General features: G+C 65.9%; 14 protein-coding genes. 8 read left to right on the forward strand and 6 right to left on the reverse strand.

Annotation, left to right across the window (positions count from 1 at the left end):
- Positions 1-5: 5 nt before the first annotated feature.
- From HH308_RS20185 to HH308_RS20200, 4 genes are all read left to right on the forward strand, one after another.
- Positions 6-773 (forward strand): SDR family NAD(P)-dependent oxidoreductase, encoded by a 768-nt coding sequence (locus HH308_RS20185; RefSeq protein WP_170196045.1) that lies wholly within the window; start codon positions 6-8, stop codon positions 771-773.
- Between the two features lies 1 nt (position 774).
- A complete protein-coding gene (locus tag HH308_RS20190) occupies positions 775-1,398 on the forward strand; it encodes a Clp protease/crotonase-like domain-containing protein (protein ID WP_170196046.1) in 624 nt (207 codons plus the stop codon).
- A gap of 116 nt (positions 1,399-1,514) precedes the next feature.
- Positions 1,515-2,156, forward strand: coding sequence for a TetR/AcrR family transcriptional regulator (locus HH308_RS20195; protein ID WP_170196047.1), 642 nt, complete (start codon positions 1,515-1,517; stop codon positions 2,154-2,156).
- The gene (locus HH308_RS20200) at positions 2,156-3,211 is read left to right on the forward strand and encodes a helix-turn-helix domain-containing protein (RefSeq protein WP_170196048.1); all 1,056 of its coding nucleotides are present in this window, start codon (positions 2,156-2,158) and stop codon (positions 3,209-3,211) included. Before HH308_RS20195 ends, HH308_RS20200 begins: the two co-directional genes overlap by 1 nt.
- A 572-nt stretch (positions 3,212-3,783) precedes the next feature.
- Here the strand turns inward: HH308_RS20200 and HH308_RS20205 are convergent.
- On the reverse strand, positions 3,784-5,082 hold the full coding sequence (locus HH308_RS20205) for an MFS transporter (RefSeq protein ID WP_170196049.1): 1,299 nt from the start codon (positions 5,080-5,082) through the stop codon (positions 3,784-3,786).
- A gap of 62 nt (positions 5,083-5,144) precedes the next feature.
- Here HH308_RS20205 and HH308_RS20210 point away from each other — a divergent pair, with 62 nt between their 5' ends.
- The gene (locus HH308_RS20210; protein ID WP_170196050.1) at positions 5,145-5,597 is read left to right on the forward strand and encodes a MarR family winged helix-turn-helix transcriptional regulator; all 453 of its coding nucleotides are present in this window, start codon (positions 5,145-5,147) and stop codon (positions 5,595-5,597) included.
- A 1,368-nt stretch (positions 5,598-6,965) separates the two neighbouring features.
- On the opposite strand, the gene HH308_RS20215 is transcribed toward HH308_RS20210, so the two are convergent.
- Positions 6,966-7,592, reverse strand: a complete 627-nt coding sequence (locus HH308_RS20215) for a CGNR zinc finger domain-containing protein (RefSeq protein WP_170196051.1) — start codon at positions 7,590-7,592, stop codon at positions 6,966-6,968.
- A gap of 61 nt (positions 7,593-7,653) precedes the next feature.
- Here HH308_RS20215 and HH308_RS20220 point away from each other — a divergent pair, with 61 nt between their 5' ends.
- Together HH308_RS20220 and HH308_RS20225 are read left to right on the forward strand one after the other, a co-directional pair.
- Entirely contained in the window at positions 7,654-8,127 is a 474-nt protein-coding gene (locus tag HH308_RS20220) for a VOC family protein (protein WP_170196052.1), read from the forward strand.
- A 1-nt stretch (position 8,128) separates the two neighbouring features.
- A complete protein-coding gene (locus HH308_RS20225) occupies positions 8,129-8,968 on the forward strand; it encodes a pyridoxamine 5'-phosphate oxidase family protein (RefSeq protein WP_170196053.1) in 840 nt (279 codons plus the stop codon).
- 25 nt (positions 8,969-8,993) lie between these two features.
- Here HH308_RS20225 and HH308_RS20230 read toward each other — a convergent pair whose 3' ends face one another.
- On the reverse strand, positions 8,994-10,766 hold the full coding sequence (locus HH308_RS20230; protein ID WP_246284735.1) for an NAD-binding protein: 1,773 nt from the start codon (positions 10,764-10,766) through the stop codon (positions 8,994-8,996).
- A gap of 52 nt (positions 10,767-10,818) precedes the next feature.
- Here HH308_RS20230 and HH308_RS20235 point away from each other — a divergent pair, with 52 nt between their 5' ends.
- Positions 10,819-11,268, forward strand: a complete 450-nt coding sequence (locus tag HH308_RS20235) for a PaaI family thioesterase (RefSeq protein WP_170196054.1) — start codon at positions 10,819-10,821, stop codon at positions 11,266-11,268.
- 213 nt (positions 11,269-11,481) lie between these two features.
- Here the strand turns inward: HH308_RS20235 and lpdA are convergent, their stop codons facing one another.
- Genes lpdA through HH308_RS20250 form a run of 3 tightly spaced genes read right to left on the reverse strand, consistent with a single transcriptional unit; the run spans position 11,482 to position 15,134 of the window.
- The gene (lpdA, locus tag HH308_RS20240; protein WP_170196055.1) at positions 11,482-12,852 is read right to left on the reverse strand and encodes a dihydrolipoyl dehydrogenase; all 1,371 of its coding nucleotides are present in this window, start codon (positions 12,850-12,852) and stop codon (positions 11,482-11,484) included.
- Entirely contained in the window at positions 12,853-14,136 is a 1,284-nt protein-coding gene (locus HH308_RS20245) for a dihydrolipoamide acetyltransferase family protein (RefSeq protein ID WP_170196056.1), read from the reverse strand.
- Entirely contained in the window at positions 14,133-15,134 is a 1,002-nt protein-coding gene (locus HH308_RS20250; protein ID WP_170196057.1) for an alpha-ketoacid dehydrogenase subunit beta, read from the reverse strand. Before HH308_RS20250 ends, HH308_RS20245 begins: the two co-directional genes overlap by 4 nt.
- Between the last annotated feature and the right edge of the window lies 1 nt (position 15,135).

Below are 15,135 nucleotides of genomic sequence, written 5' to 3' on the forward strand. Positions count from 1 at the left end.
TCGAGATGAACCCACTGTTCGATCTGACCGGTCACGTGGCGGTCGTGTCCGGCGGAAACTCCGGAATCGGTCTCGCGATGGCCCGCGGGCTGGCTGGGTCGGGGGCTGACGTATGCATCTGGGGGACCAACACCGCCCGCAACGACGATGCCGTCACCGCCCTCGCCGAGTTCGGCACCCGAGTGCACGGCATCCGCTGCGACGTCAGCGACGAGGCGTCGGTCGTCGGTGCCTTCGCCGAAGCGGTTGAGCATTTCGGCCGCGTCGATTCCTGTTTCGCGAACGCGGGCCGGCATTCCACCACGACCGCGTTCGTCGACACCGACCTCGCGGCGTTCCGCTCGGTGACCGCGGTCAACCTCGACGGTGCCTTCCTGACCCTGCGCGAGGCGGCCAAGCACATGGTGAGTCGGGCAGGCGGCGGCGTCCTGGTTGGAACGTCGAGCGTGTCCGCTCTGCACGGAACTCCGCGCGGACAGGCGTACGCCGCGAGCAAGGCGGGATTGTCGGCGATGATCCGGTCGTGCGCGATCGAGTTGGCACGCCACGGAATCAATGCGCACTCGCTGATCGTCGGTTGGACGCAGACGCCGCTGATCAGCGAAGAGCTGAGCGATCCGGCATTCGAGCGAAATGTCATGAAACGAATGCCGCAGCGACGCTGGGGGACACCCGCGGATTTCGAGCGACTCGCGGTCTATCTCGCCGGCGGGATCGGCGGATTCCACACCGGCGACGAAATCGTCGTCGACGGCGGCTATTCGGTGTTCTGAGATGACTGTCTCCGAGATCGACGCCCTCGAGTGTCAGCGACCGGCCGCCAAGGTGGCGCGCCTGGTGCTCGGCGATGCTCGCGTGCTCTATGACTTCGACGACGCCCTCGACCGCATCGGCCACGACGACGCCGTCAGCGTGATCATCGTGGCGACGCCGGCCGGATGTGCCGCACCCGATGCCCCGTCCGCCATCGGTGACGAGATGTATGCGCGCATCGGCGAGCGATGTCGCCGACTGCGCAAGCCGGTAATCGCCGAGGTGCACGGCAGCTGCCCGCCCGCCGTCGTGCGGGGGTGTGACCTCGCCGTGTTCGCCCGGGGCGCGGCGACCCTCGACGACGTCGATCTGTTCGACGCCGGTGCCCGCCGAGCCCGTCGATTGTTGTTCTCGGCGGGATTCGACGACGCTTCCGCGCTCGACGCCCTCGGCCACGTCGTCCCCGACGTCGACGTCGAATCGTCGACGCTGCGCCTGGCGTCGCGAATCGCTGCGCAACCGCTCTTCGTGCTCACGCTCCTCAAAGAAGCGTTCACCGCGGTCGTCGACAGCCGGGGAAGTCGGGCCGGATTATCCAGTCGTGCAACGGATTTCGATTCTCCACCGCATATACCACGGCGATAGACATCGACCCGCCTCGTCGACGCGATCCCGCTCGACGGGCCCGGACCGGGCTGATCTCTGGAGGATGAGTCCGCATTGTGACCAAACCAAACGGTTTGGTTTGGTATGGTGTGATGATGGTCACCGCTTCGGAAGCTACGCGCGATCGCATCATTGCTGCTGCCACCGACGAGTTCGCTCAATTCGGTGTCGCAGGTGCGCGCATCGACCGAATCGCGCGGCGCGCCAAGTCGAGCAAGGAGCGGGTTTACGCGCACTTTCGCAGCAAAGACACGCTCTATCGGTTCGTCGCGGAGCGTGAACTGGTCGAGATGTCGCAAGCCACTCGCCTCGATGCGACCGATCTGCCCGGCTACGCCGGCCGCGTGCACGACTATTTTCTGGCGCATCCCGACCATTTGCGACTCATGCAGTGGGGTCGCCTCGATGTCACCGCGGTCGACGACCCCGACGATCCGTTCCAGGACACGGTGCGCGAGACGATCCGACGCGGCGTCGAGCAGGTCCGTCGGGCTCAGGATGCGGGTCGGTTGGACGCCGCCTGGGATCCGATCGACGTCGTCGTCCTCGTCAATCAGATCGCCCTGTCGTGGGCGTGGCAGGTGGATCTGGTCGAGCTCGCCGGTCCCGACGTGCGCGATCGGTCGATCGCGGCCCGACGCGCGGCGATCGTCGCGGCGGTGTCCGCAATCTTTCCAGCGACCGTCGCCGTGCCGGTCGAAACATCGGGTGTCCGCGCAGAACAAGGAGTCGGCTGATGCGTGAACTGATTATCAAACTCAACACGCTCGACGGCGGCGCGGCGGATGCGCTGCGGGTCATCGAGCACTTCGACGCCCTGGTCGACAGCCGGTCGTCGGCGCTGGCGATGCTCCGGGCCGCAGCAGTACTGGCGGAGTGTCCGATCGGCCTGGAGGATCCCGACCGCGGACTGCGAGTCGGCGTGGACGCCGCGGGACGGACCGTCGCCGACCCGGGCGAGTCCACGGCGTCACGCGAGGTCGCGCGATTCGAGGAGATCACCGTGTGGCTCGATCGGGATGGGCCGTCGTGGCCGCTGGATCATCTGATTCTCGAGCGTTTCGCCCGCAGCTTGCACGCGGTGAAGAAGACGCGAGACGTCTCCCCGGCGGTTGCCGCTACCCGCACGCTGTGCGAACGCGACGCGACCCCCGCCGACCGCGCCGCCGCGCTGTGTCAGTTAGGGCTGGGATCAACCGTCACCGTCGTCGTAACCCACGTCGCCGATGCCCCGAAGATGCCGCCCGGGCTGATCGTCGACGAGTACCAGATCACCCTGTTTCCGGCGTCGGCCGCCGGCGCGCCCGTTCCGCGGGCGATCGCCGCCGGTCTGCATACCTGCGCCGGGGTGGATGTTCATCACGAATGGCGACACGCCTGCACCGCCCTGCGCATTGCGATCGACCTCGTCACCGGCAAACCCACCCACGTGAATTACGACGAGTTGGGCAGCATCGCCACCGTCGTCGACAGTGTCGACGCCGACCTCGCGTCGAGTGCGCCCGACGTGTGCCGGGTGGTCGAGCTGCAGGCCGAGCGGTCGTGGGTGGTCCCGACAATGGAGGCGCTGTTGAGTCATTGCAGCATCCGGGAAGTCGCGCGGACCCAGAACCTGCACCATTCGACGATGCGCCAGCGCATCGACTGGCTCGAACGCAAGCTGGGCTACACCTTCCTGAGCACCGACGGGTACGCCCGCGCCAGTACTACGCTGACTCTCTGGCGGATCGCGATGGCCGCCGAGAACGCGCAGCAGCCCTATGCCGCAAGCGCGCTCCTGCCCATACCCTGACCGCGCTGGACACACCTCCCTCTGCTGGTTGAGCCGGGCCCGACGAGCGCAGCGAAAGCGCCTCCCCCCGCTGGTTGAGCCGGGCCCGTCGAGCGCGGCGAAGGCGCCTCCCTCTGCTGGTTGAGCCGTGAGGAGCGTTAGCGACGAGCGTGTCGAAACCGTCGTGGCGCGAGTTACCAACTGTAGCTGTGTATTTGGTGCGCCGACATCGTCGGCGTGCGTGGTTTCGACACGGGCCTTCGCTAACGCTCCGGTCCGGCTCAACCGGCGGCAAGGACCGGCTCAACCGACGGTAGGCTCCTCCGCTGGTTGAGCCGGGCCCGACGAGCGGAGCGAAAGCGCCTTACTCCGCTGGTTGAGCCGTGAGGAGCGTTAGCGACGAGCGTGTCGAAACCATCGTGACGCGAGTTACCAACTGTAGCTGAGCATTTGGTGCGCCGACATCGTCGGCGTGCGTGGTTTCGACACGGGCCCTCGCTAACGCTCCGGCCCGGCTCAACCGGCCGAAGAGGCCTGCCGGCGGAAACCCCGGCTCAACCAGCCGAAGAGGCCTGCCGTCGATGAATCCAGTGTCAGCGACCGAACCGCTGATCCTCCAGCAGGGCGGTCTCGGCCAGAATCGCTTCCTCTTCGACAACGGGAATCTGGCTTACGGCGTCCTCGGCGTCTTGCCGCTCATGCGAAACCGGTTGGTGCTCTTCGGCATCGGCGTCGACGAGAGCCTGATGCACAGTCCTGAGCACAAGGGCGGCCACGACGGCGGTCACCGCGCCGACGATGAATGGGACATGCACGCTGTAGTGCTCGACGAGCTTGCCCGCGGCGAACGGAGCCAGGCCGCCGCCGATGAAGCGGACGAATCCGTAGGTCGCCGACGCCACCGGCCGCGGTACCGGAGCGATACTCATGACCGCGGTCGTCACCAGTGTGTTGTTCAGTCCGACGACGACGCCCGACGCGATCACCGCCCCGATCACCACCCACCGGTTCTCGGCCCACACGCCGATCACCGCCGACAGGATCGCCATCGTCGTCAAAGCGCCGTAGAGCGTTCGGGGAGTGCCGAATCGGGCTTTCAGCATCGGTGCGCCGAACACCGCGAACAGTGCGACGAGAATGCCCCAGCCGAAGAACACGAACCCGAGCTGGATTGCCGAAAGTCCCATCAGGAACGGCGCATAGCCGAGGATCGTGAAGAACGCCCAGTTGTACAGCAGGCCGGTGACGCTGGTCGTCGCGAGGCTCCGATGGCGAAGTGCGGCAAGGGGTTCGATGATCGACGACGTCTTCTCGGGTTTCGGCGTCGGATCGACGAACACCACGGTGGCGACGAGTGCGATCAACATCAGTACGGCGACACCGAAGAACGGTCCCCGCCAGCTGATCGTGCCGAGCAATCCGCCGACGAGTGGTCCGGCGGCGATGCCGACCCCCAATGCGGTCTCGTACAGCACGATGGCGCCCGCGAAACCGCCCGTCGCCGATCCGACGATCACCGCCAGCGACGTCGCGATGAACAGCGCGTTGCCCAATCCCCAACCCGCGCGGAAGCCGACGATGCCGGCGATCGAGTCGCTGCTGCCGGCCGCCGCGGCGAAGACGATGATCAGCATCAGTCCGGCGATCAGTGTGCGCTTGGCACCCAAAATGCTTGACACCCAACCGGTTACGAGCATAGCCACCGCTGTCACGACCAGATAACTCGTGAACAGCAGGGTCACTTGCGACGGCGACGCCCCCAGTTCCTTCGACAAGGCGGGCAGGATCGGATCGACCAGCCCGATGCCCATGAACGAAACGACGCACGCGAAGGCTACCGCCCACACGGCGCGCGGCTGTCGGAACGCGGTGGATACAGAAGACGCTGACATAGATACATAGCTACTCTATATAGAGTAGCTATGCAATTATCGGACTCGAATACACTGAGGGGATGAGTGAGTTGCCGACGCCAGTCGAGATCGAATCGCTGCCCGCCGTCGTCGACGCCGCTGACTCGCTGTACACGCTGTTGACTCTGCTGATCGTGAGGCAGCCCCGTGACATCAGCATGACGACGGCGTCGACGCTGGCCACCCTTCGTCGGGAGGGTCCCACGCGGATCACCGCGCTCGCGACGGCGCAGGGCGTCACCCAGCCGTCGATGACTGCGCTCATCGCATCGCTGGAGAAGTCGGGAATGGTCGTACGCCGCACCGACCCCGACGATCGTCGGGCGTCGCTCATCGAGCTGACCGACGCCGGCCTGGAACGTTCCATCGCGCGACGCCGCGACGCGACGGACCGGATCGCCGGCTACTTGGCGCAACTGCCCAACGATCAGCGCGAAGTCCTTCTGGCGGCGATCCCTGCCCTGCGCCGCCTGGAACAGATCGTGCGCGGGTGATGGCGGAAATCTGTAGATAATTGCCGGAGTAGGGGCCGATGATCACCCACACTCTGAAATACCCACTGCCGCAAATCTTTACACTCGGTGTTGCGGGGATCACTTGAACTTGCCCTCTCGCCGATCACCTTATCTGCGGTTTTCTGCGACCCCGACGCTGCGCCCGCCGCCTCCGAGAGGCAACCGTCGTCCCGGTCGACCTCCCGTCGGGGCATTTCCGACCGTTCAGCCGCGACAACCCCCCAGCGGAACGTCGTATCTAGATCATTGGGTGCAGTTGCCGAGGTTTGGGTGCCGTGGTTGTCGATGGCCGCCACGTCCACCTCGTTTCCTCCCACACACCCGCCGTCAACGGCGAGGTGACTGCGAGTAGACGAGGTGAACCGTTTGCGAGCGTCAACACGCACTCCCGGCACAGCGGTCGGGCACTCGACTCACACCCCGTGTACATCACCTGCCCCACCGGTAACAACGGATCGATGTTGCATGCACCTCGGGGGCGCGGACGCACGCTGGTGTTGAAGGTTGCGGCGAGTGTGATCGGCCGGCAGAGTGCACTGGCCGTGATTGGAAACTGCCTGCTCAGTGGTGGCGGGGTGAATGTTCCCCCGGCGTCGGTGACGGGGCAGAGTGCAATTGGCCGCTCGGGACCAGAGGGCCGCAAGACCGCACTGTTTACAGCGACACTCCATTGGTGACGTGTCGCGTCTAATCTCCGGTATTGATGCGACGGCGGTTGCGGTGCGGTCGCAGGGTGAATCGATCCGTTGTCACTGCTGGGGCGGGTGAGGGTTGTGTGGCTGCTGCAGCGCAGGGTTTTTCGTGCGCTAGTCGATGCCGCTGCAGTAGCCAATGTTGTACTGCGGTAACCGAATTCGCGCCACCGTAACCTCTTCCCGCTGCGGTAACTACGTCCGCGGGAACGGGCTACCGCAGTGGCAGTCCGACTACCGCCGCGTAAACGCACAACCGCAGTGCGAACGCGGCCGACGCGCGAACCAGACGCGAATCGACACCCCGGCGGCCAGGGGTAGAACTATTTGTTGATACCCATGGCGGGCAAGAGAGACGCGAGTCCCTCTCCAACCGTGCCGCGGCAAGGATGGCGTCCCGATCGAACACCCGTGGAGCACTCCCGAGCGTTTGCCGCGACAATCCGCTAGTGGCGTGTCGCGCCTAATAGTATTGATATCTTGCGCGCAACCTGCCACGCCGCATCCTGCTGGTTGAGCGAGGCGAAGCCGAGTCGAAACCACTGTGACGCTGCAGGTTTCGTCATTGCCTGGCCGGTGGGGTTTCGACTCGCTCCGCTCGCTCAACCGGCAGAGGAACGCAACGGGCATGCAACTCTTTAGCCGCGACAATCCGCTAGACAGATCGTTCATCCGCCTCACGCGTCGACCTCGCCGGTCGACTGCGGGCGTGGTGGGCTGCGACTTTGCTGCGGTTGCCGCAGAGTTCCATGCTGCACCAGCGTCGGGTGCGACTTCGTGACGTGTCGACGAACATCAGCACGCAGGTGTCGTGGTTGGCGCATCGGCGCAGGCGCCGACGCAGGTCGCTGCCGAGGAGTTTCGCGGCGGCGTCGGCGAGGATCCACGAGGTCCATCGGTCGTCGTGGGCCAGGTCGACGCGAGGGACCTCGACGATGTCGCCCTCTGCGGTCGACCGCAGTTCGGTGCCGGGGGAGTCGGTGAGCACCGCGTTGATGCCGGCGAGCGCCGCGTCGGGCACCGGGCGGCCCTCGGCGAGCGAACTGAAGGCGTCGCGCATCGCCGAGCGCAGGCCGATCGCCTGTTCGTGAACCGACTCGTCGACCTTCGTCGGCGCACCGAACTCGGCCGCGATCGGCGACGACCTGAGCCATGCGCCGAGGTCGGCGGGAGTCGCGATGAGGTCGGCGGGACGACCGCCGACGACCATCACCGTGTTGACGAAGTCGAGCGCCACGTCGCCGCCCAGGAAGAGAAAGTCCGGTTTCTGCTGCTGTTCCATACCTAACCTGCTATTGATGATTAAGACAGTTAGTCACAATCCGCTCGCACCAGGAGTCATCATGCCACTGCAGACCGGTCACATCGGCCTCAACGTCACCGACCTCGCCCGATCGATAGCGTTCTACCAGCAGATCTTCGGACTGGAGGTCCTCGGGCAGTCCGACGCGGACGGTCAGCGTTTCGCGTTTCTGGGCAATCCCGACGTCGCGTCGGAGGTCTTCCTCGATAAACTCGCCATCACGCTGTGGGAGCAGAGCGCGGGAGCATTCTCGACCCGCACGCCCGGCCTGCATCATCTGGCGTTCCACGTCGATTCGGTCGACGAGGTCGAGCGCCTGCGGACCGCGGTGACGCAGGCAGGCGCGGAGGTGCTGTACGACGGGGAGATCATTCCGCACAGCGACGCATTCTCTTCCGGTGGATTCTTCTTCCTCGATCCCGACGGCGTGCGCCTGGAGGTCTGCGCCCCCGACGGCGTGCCGACCGAGGCCGCCGTCGCCGGTGCCACCCCGTCCTGCGGCTTCTTCGATTGAGATGGGCCCGTTCCACGACGGCGAATGCCTCGTCCAGCAGCGGGCGGGAGTCGTCGACGACGCCGCGCGGTACGCGGGCATGCTCCGGCGGGACGCCTTCACGTCCGCGATGGCCGGGTTCGTCGCGGACCGACGCACGGTGTTCATCACCGCCCGCGATTCGACAGGCACCCTGTGGACGTCGCCGATCTCGGGTGCGCCCGGCTTCTGCGACGCGGCCGGCTCCGCGCTGCGGATCCGGGAAGTCGGCCGGGTAGGTGATCCGTTGCATGGCGTCGCCCGCGGACAGCGGGCCGGTTTCCTGTTGATCGATTTCGCGAAGCGCCGACGACTGCGGGTGAACGGCATGCTCGTCGGAGCGGACGACGGTGGGCTCGAGGTCGCGGTCGAGCAGGTCTACGGCAACTGTCCGAAATACATCAATCCCCACGTCCACGAAGCACCGGTCGGACCCGCGGGACTGACGTCCGCATCGTCGAGTCTCGGCGCCGCGGCGCGGGAGGTGGTGGCACGTGCCAACACTTTCATCCTGGGTACGACGCACCCGACGTGCGGCCCGGACACCTCGCATCGCGGCGGTTCGCCAGGATTCGTGGGTATCGACGGAAATGAACTGTGGTGGCCGGACTATGCGGGCAACAACCTCTTCAACAGCCTGGGCAATCTCGTGGTGGATCCAGAGGCGTCGATGCTGATCGTCGACGACGCCGCGACCGTGCAGATCTCGGGGACCGCGAGGATCGAGTGGAGTTGCCCCCAACTGCGCGACGACGAGCCCGGCACCGGCAAATGCGTGCGACTCGACGTGGCCTCGGTGGTGGAGACCACCGCGATCAGTTGAGCAGAACCCGACCGGTATCGGAGCCCTACTTCCTCCCCAAGCGCAACACCGAGATCAGCTCCGCGTACGGCCCGATCACATAGGCCACATCCCCGGAATGAAACCGACTGTGCCGCCGCGGATTCCGTTCCAACTGCCCGGTCTCCGCGTGGGCGATCGCAACCACTCGCGTCGCCGGCGAGAGATCTCGCATCGCGATCCCATCCAGTCCGCCGCCCGGCTCGATGGTCACCGCCCCGACCATGAACGATTCCTCCCACACGCTGAACGTACCGAGCACCCGCAGCCCCAGCGCTGCCGAGATGAACCACGGGGCAGCCAGTTCGACGGTCGAGCGCACGTTGCGAAAACCGAAGCGCGCAGCCACAACTCGGCCGAGGGGCAGGTCGAAGACGCGCAATACCACCGGCACCGACGGGTGGTGCAGGCCGTCGTCCCAGCGTTCCCCGAGCAACTCCTTGACCACCAACCCGACCTCGATGTTGGCCATCTCGTTCGACGTCAGGATCGCCACCGCCGACGCCCGGGTCAGTCCCGCCGCGAGCAGCGTTTCGCGTTGTGTCCCGTCGCCGAAAACGACTGCGACGCCGAGCTTCTCCGCGGCGGGCAGATTGCGGTGCTGGCGGTCGAGTTCGATGGCGACCACTGAATGTCCTTGTGCGATAAGGTCCGCGGCCACCCGGATACCTACCTCACCGAGTCCGACGAGCAGTACGTGCCCGCTCATCATCCGCGCACTGCGCCGCCCGGCCGACTGCGTCAGTCGACGACTCACCAGCATCTCCGATACGAACGCCACCAGGATCGCGGTGTTCGTCACGCCGCACACCATCAGGAAGATCGCATAGAACCGCAGCATCGGCGGCTGTCCCAGAAAACTGAAGTCGCCGTACCCGACCGTCGCGATCGTCTCCGCCGAAAAATACAGGGCGTCAAGGAAACTCATTCCAGGCCGACTGTAGGTGTAGCGCAGGAGGAACATCGATGTCACCACCAGCACCGTCATCACACCGAGGGCGCGGAAGAAGTTGGGGTCGATGTCTTCGCGTAGATCCGACGCCGCGAGGCGCAGCCGCACGAGCGGATTACGACGTCGGGCCCGACGTTCCTCTGGAGCCGTGGTACCGCCCAATCCGTGGGCCGCGAGCTCCGACGACGTTCCGATCAGCGCCGCCCAGTCACCCGCGGCCACCGGGGTGTCTCGCGGCGGGCACGGCGTCGGCGCGGCGGCATAGGGATTGTCGACGCCGCGTACGACGGCGATCGGTCCGAGGTCGCCGTAGAGCGATCGAAGCGTTCCGTCGTGGTCGATCGCATCGATCGCGACGGTCAGGTCGACGCCGGCGACGTCGAGATGATGCGTCGTTCGTTGCAGACAGTCTTCGACGACGGACGGAGCAGCCAGATCGGCGACGGCGAGTACCGCGCCGGGACCGTTGTCGGCGACCATCGCGTCACGCACCACGACGTTGGCGATCCGCACCACCACCCGGACGTCGGCGCGCAATCTCCGTGCCAGAAGCGCGGTTTCGAGGTTGACCACGTCGGCCGGGTCGGTGCATACGACGGCGTCGGCGGATTCGATGCCCGCTTCTCGCAGCGCCTGGGCGCCACTCGCTCCGCGTACGAGGTAGGGGATGTCCCAGCCTTCGAGCACCGCTTCGACTCGCGGTTCGTGCGCGTAGAGCACGACGGCGACCGGTTCGTCGAAAGCGTGCAGCTGCTCGACGATCCTGATCCCGAGTAGCTCCAGCCCGCACACAATCGTGTGTCCTTGCAGGGGAATTGCCGAGGCCATGTGCACATCGTCGCACCCGGGGCGGCATGTCGCCGTGTCTACACTCGAACCTATGGGTGTGTTGTCACGCGAGGGGCCGTTCTGGGACGCCATGGCGGGGCGCACGCCGCAGCCGCCCGCCGCGCGGACGCTGGGTTTGCAATTCGTCGACGCCGACCCCGGCGCGGGCACCATCGACCTCGCTTTCACAGCTCGCGAGGAGTGGACCAACCCGTTCGGCAACGTGCTCGGGGCATTCATCGCCGCCATGCTTTACGACACCGTGGGACCGGCGCTGCTGGCGACGCTGGAACCCGACCAGTTCCAGTCGACCGAGGACATCGCCGTCGAATTCATCAGGCCGTTGCGGCCCGGTCGGGTCACCGCGCGTGGACGCGTCGTCGAACGAGTCGATGACACGGCGAAACTCGAAGCAACCCTGTTCGACGCCGACGGGCCGATTGCGACGTGCACGGCGTCGGCGCGAGTGGTCGGGATCGCGGCGGCGCAGCGCTCGGTTTAGTGGCGTGTCGCGGCTAATGGTATTGATGTCGTGCGCGCACCCTGCTTCGCCGCATCCTGCTGGTGAGCGAGGCGAAGCCGAGTCGAAACCACTGTGACGCTGCGGGTTTCGTGATTATCCGGCCGGTGGGGGTTTCGACTCGCTCCGCTCGCTCAACCGGCAGCGGAACGCAACGGTCATACAACTCTTCAAACGCGACACTCCCACCAATTCTCACTCGTGCACGTGCAGACCCTTCCCAGCGAGCGCCAGCATCGCTTCGCCGAGTGCTTCGTTCTGGGTCGGGTGCGCATGAACGAACGGTGCGACGTCCGACGGCAAGGCCTCCCACGCGACAGTCAGCTGTGCTTCGCCGATCAGTTCGCCCACCCGGTCCCCGACCATGTGCACGCCGAGAACCGGCCCGCCCACCGCGCGCACGACCTTGACCCCGCCGCTCGTCCCGAGAATCCTGCTGCGTCCATTTCCGGCGAGATCGTAGACGATCGATTCGACGTCGCCGAAACGTTCCCGAGCCGATTCTTCGGAATATCCCACCGAAGCGACCTCCGGATGCGAATAGGTGATTCGGGGAATCAGATGATCAGCGACAGGTATCGGTGATAATCCGGCAATATGCTCGGCGATGAAGATGCCGTGCGCGAAACCCCGATGCGCCAATTGCGGACCTGCCACAATATCGCCGGCCGCATATACATCGGAAAGATTCGTGCGCAAATGATCGTCCGTCACCACGAACCCGCGGTCCAGCACGATTCCGTTCTCGGCGTAGCCGGATTCGTCGGTCCGCGGCTCCCGGCCGACGGCGACCAGAAGCACATCGGCGGAGAGGAACGACCCGTCGGACAACGTGATCCGGACACCGTCATCGGTCTCCGCCGCCGCCGACACCGGCGTCGATGTCCGTACCGAGATTCCCCGACGCCGCAGGGCGCGTTCGAGCTGCGTCGACGCCCAGTTGTCTTCGCCGGCGACCAACCGGGGCAACGCTTCGACGATAGTCACCTGGGCGTCGAAAGATCGCCAGGCGCTGGCGAATTCGACGCCGATCACGCCGCCGCCCAACACAATCACGGAGTCTGGGATGTGGTTCAGAGTCAGCGCCTCGGCACTGGTCAGAATGCGCGGCCCGGCGTCGAATCCCGGCAGCGTACGTGACCGCGACCCGCTGGCGAGTACCACCGAATCACCGGTGTATCGCCGCCCGTCGACGACAATGGTCCGGTCGCCGACGAATGTCCCGAAACCCTCGACCGTCCGCACCCCGCGCTGCGCCAGCAGTCCGCGCAATCCGGTGTACAGCTTGTCGATGGTGCCGTCTCGGTACTCGTGCAGCGACTCGATATCGACGCCGTCGAATACCGATCGAACCCCGAATCGGGTCCCGGCACGCGTCATGTCGGCGATCTCCGCCGCGTGGAGAATGGCTTTGGTCGGAATGCAGCCGTTGTGCAGACACGTCCCGCCGACTTTCCGTGCTTCGATCAGCGTCACCGACTTGTCGAGCTGAGCCGCGCGCAGCGCGCACGCATAGCCGGCGGATCCGCCACCCAGAATCAGCACATCACTCTGGTCGGTCTCCACCTAAAGCCTCCCCAGCGCGATCACCGGATTCTCCAGGTAATCTGCGACCGCGCGCAGGAAACCGCCTGCGATGCCGCCGTCGCACACCCGATGGTCGAAGGTGAGCGATATCTGCGTGACCTTCCGGACGGTGAGTTGCCCGTCGACCACCCACGGGCGGTCGATGATCCGCCCCACTCCGAGAATCGCCGCCTCGGGATGATTGATGATCGGTGTCGAGCCGTCGACGCCGAACACCCCGTAGTTGTTGAGCGTGAATGTGCCGCCGGAAAGCTCTGTGGGAGAGAGTTTTCCGTCCCGCGCCGACGCGGTGACCGCCGCCAGCCGCGCCGACAGTTCGACGGCGGAGAGGTCCTCGGCCCGGTCGATGACCGGTACCACCAGCCCGCGCGGTGTCTGCGCGGCGATGCCCAGATGTAGATGCCCATGTTGGGTGATTTCGCCGCGCGCTGTGTCGACTGTGGCGTTGAGCTCGGGAAAGCGGCTCAGCGCCGCGACTGTCAGCCGTGCGATCAGCGCCAGCAGCGACACACGCTCCGACTCGGGCAGCGCGGCATTGATCGTCCGGCGGGCATCCACCAGCGCCGTCGCGTCGACGTCGACCCACGTGGTGGCGTCGGGGATTTCCCGGCGGCTCGTCGACAACTTGTCGGCGATCGTCTTCCGGAGGCCCCGCAGGGGGATCACCTGATCAACGTGGTCAACCGATGAAACCGAAACCGGCACAACCGATCCCGGAGTAGCACTTTCCATACCGACAGAACCGGCGGCCCGCTCGACGTCGGCGCGCCGGATCACCCCACCCGCTCCGGTCGGCGTCACCTGATGCAGGTCAACGCCGGAGCGCCGAGCCAGGTCACGGACGATCGGGGAGATCACTCGGGGACTGGCAGTGGAGGCAACCGCGGCGAGTGGCGCAACCGACGCGACCCGACGACGGCGTCGCCGCGTGTCCTCGCTGGTGCCGTAGCCGATGAGCACATTGCCCGAACCGGCCCGTTCCTCCTCCCGATACCGTTGCGCCGCAGGGGAATCAGATGTCTCGACGGTTCTGACCGTGATCAGCGGCGCCTCGACCGCGAGCACCTCGCCCGGTGCGCCGTGCAGTTCGGCGACCACGCCGGCGAATGGGATGGGTACTTCCACGGCGGCTTTGGCCGTCTCCACCTCGACGACGAGCTGATCGATCGTCACCGTGTCTCCGACGGCCACCTTCCACTCCAGGATGGTCGCCTCGGTCAACCCCTCGCCCAGATCGGGGAGGCGGAATACGTTGTCGCTCATGCTGACACGTCCCAACGGGTATCCGGGGTGTCATTCCACTGCAGGCGCTCGACGGTATCGAGGATACGGTCGACGCCGGGCAGGTACGTGCGCTCGAGTTTCGGCGCGGGATAGGGGATGTCGAAGCCGCTGACTCGCAGTACCGGCGCCTGCAGGTGGTGAAAGCAACGTTCCTGTACCCGTGCGGCGATCTCGGCACCGACGCCCGCGAAGCCCTGTGCTTCTTGAATCACGATGCAGCGACCGGTCTTTCGCACCGACGCGGTGACCGTCTCGTCGTCGAACGGCACGATGGTGCGCAGATCGATCACCTCGATGTCGTGACCATCAGCCGAAGCGGCATCGGCGGCGGTCAGCGCCACCGAAACCGACGGCCCATAGGCGACCAGTGTGGCGTCGCGGCCCGGCCGTGCGACGGCGGCGCGTCCGGCGGGTTCGCCGATCGTCAACTCGGTGTCCGAGCGCGCGAAGTACATTCGCTTGGGCTCCAGGAATATCACCGGATCGGGGTCGGCGATCGCTTGGCGCAGAAGGGAATAGGCGTCGGCGACGGTCGCCGGGGCAAACACCTTGAGCCCGGGGGTGTGCGCGTAATAGGCCTCGCTGGAATCGCAGTGATGTTCGACGCCGCCGATGCCGCCCGCGAAGGGAACGCGTATCACCATCGGCACCGACAACGCACCTTTCGTACGATTGCGGATCTTCGCCACGTGCGACACGATCTGCTCGAACGCTGGGTAGGCGAAGGCGTCGAACTGCATCTCGACGACGGGTCGAAAACCGGTGAGCGCCATACCGATCGCGAAGCCGACGATGCCGGACTCGGCCAGCGGGGTGTCGAAGCACCGGTCGGCGCCGAAATCACGGGTGAGTCCGTCGGTCACTCGAAACACGCCGCCGAGCGGGCCGACGTCTTCGCCGAAGACGACCACGTCGGGGTCGTCGGTCATCGCGTCCCGCAGCGCGGTATTCAGTGCCTGAGCCATGGTGATTGCCATG

Source organism: Gordonia asplenii (genome assembly GCF_012933505.1).
Classification (GTDB): Bacteria; Actinomycetota; Actinomycetes; order Mycobacteriales; family Mycobacteriaceae; genus Gordonia; species Gordonia asplenii.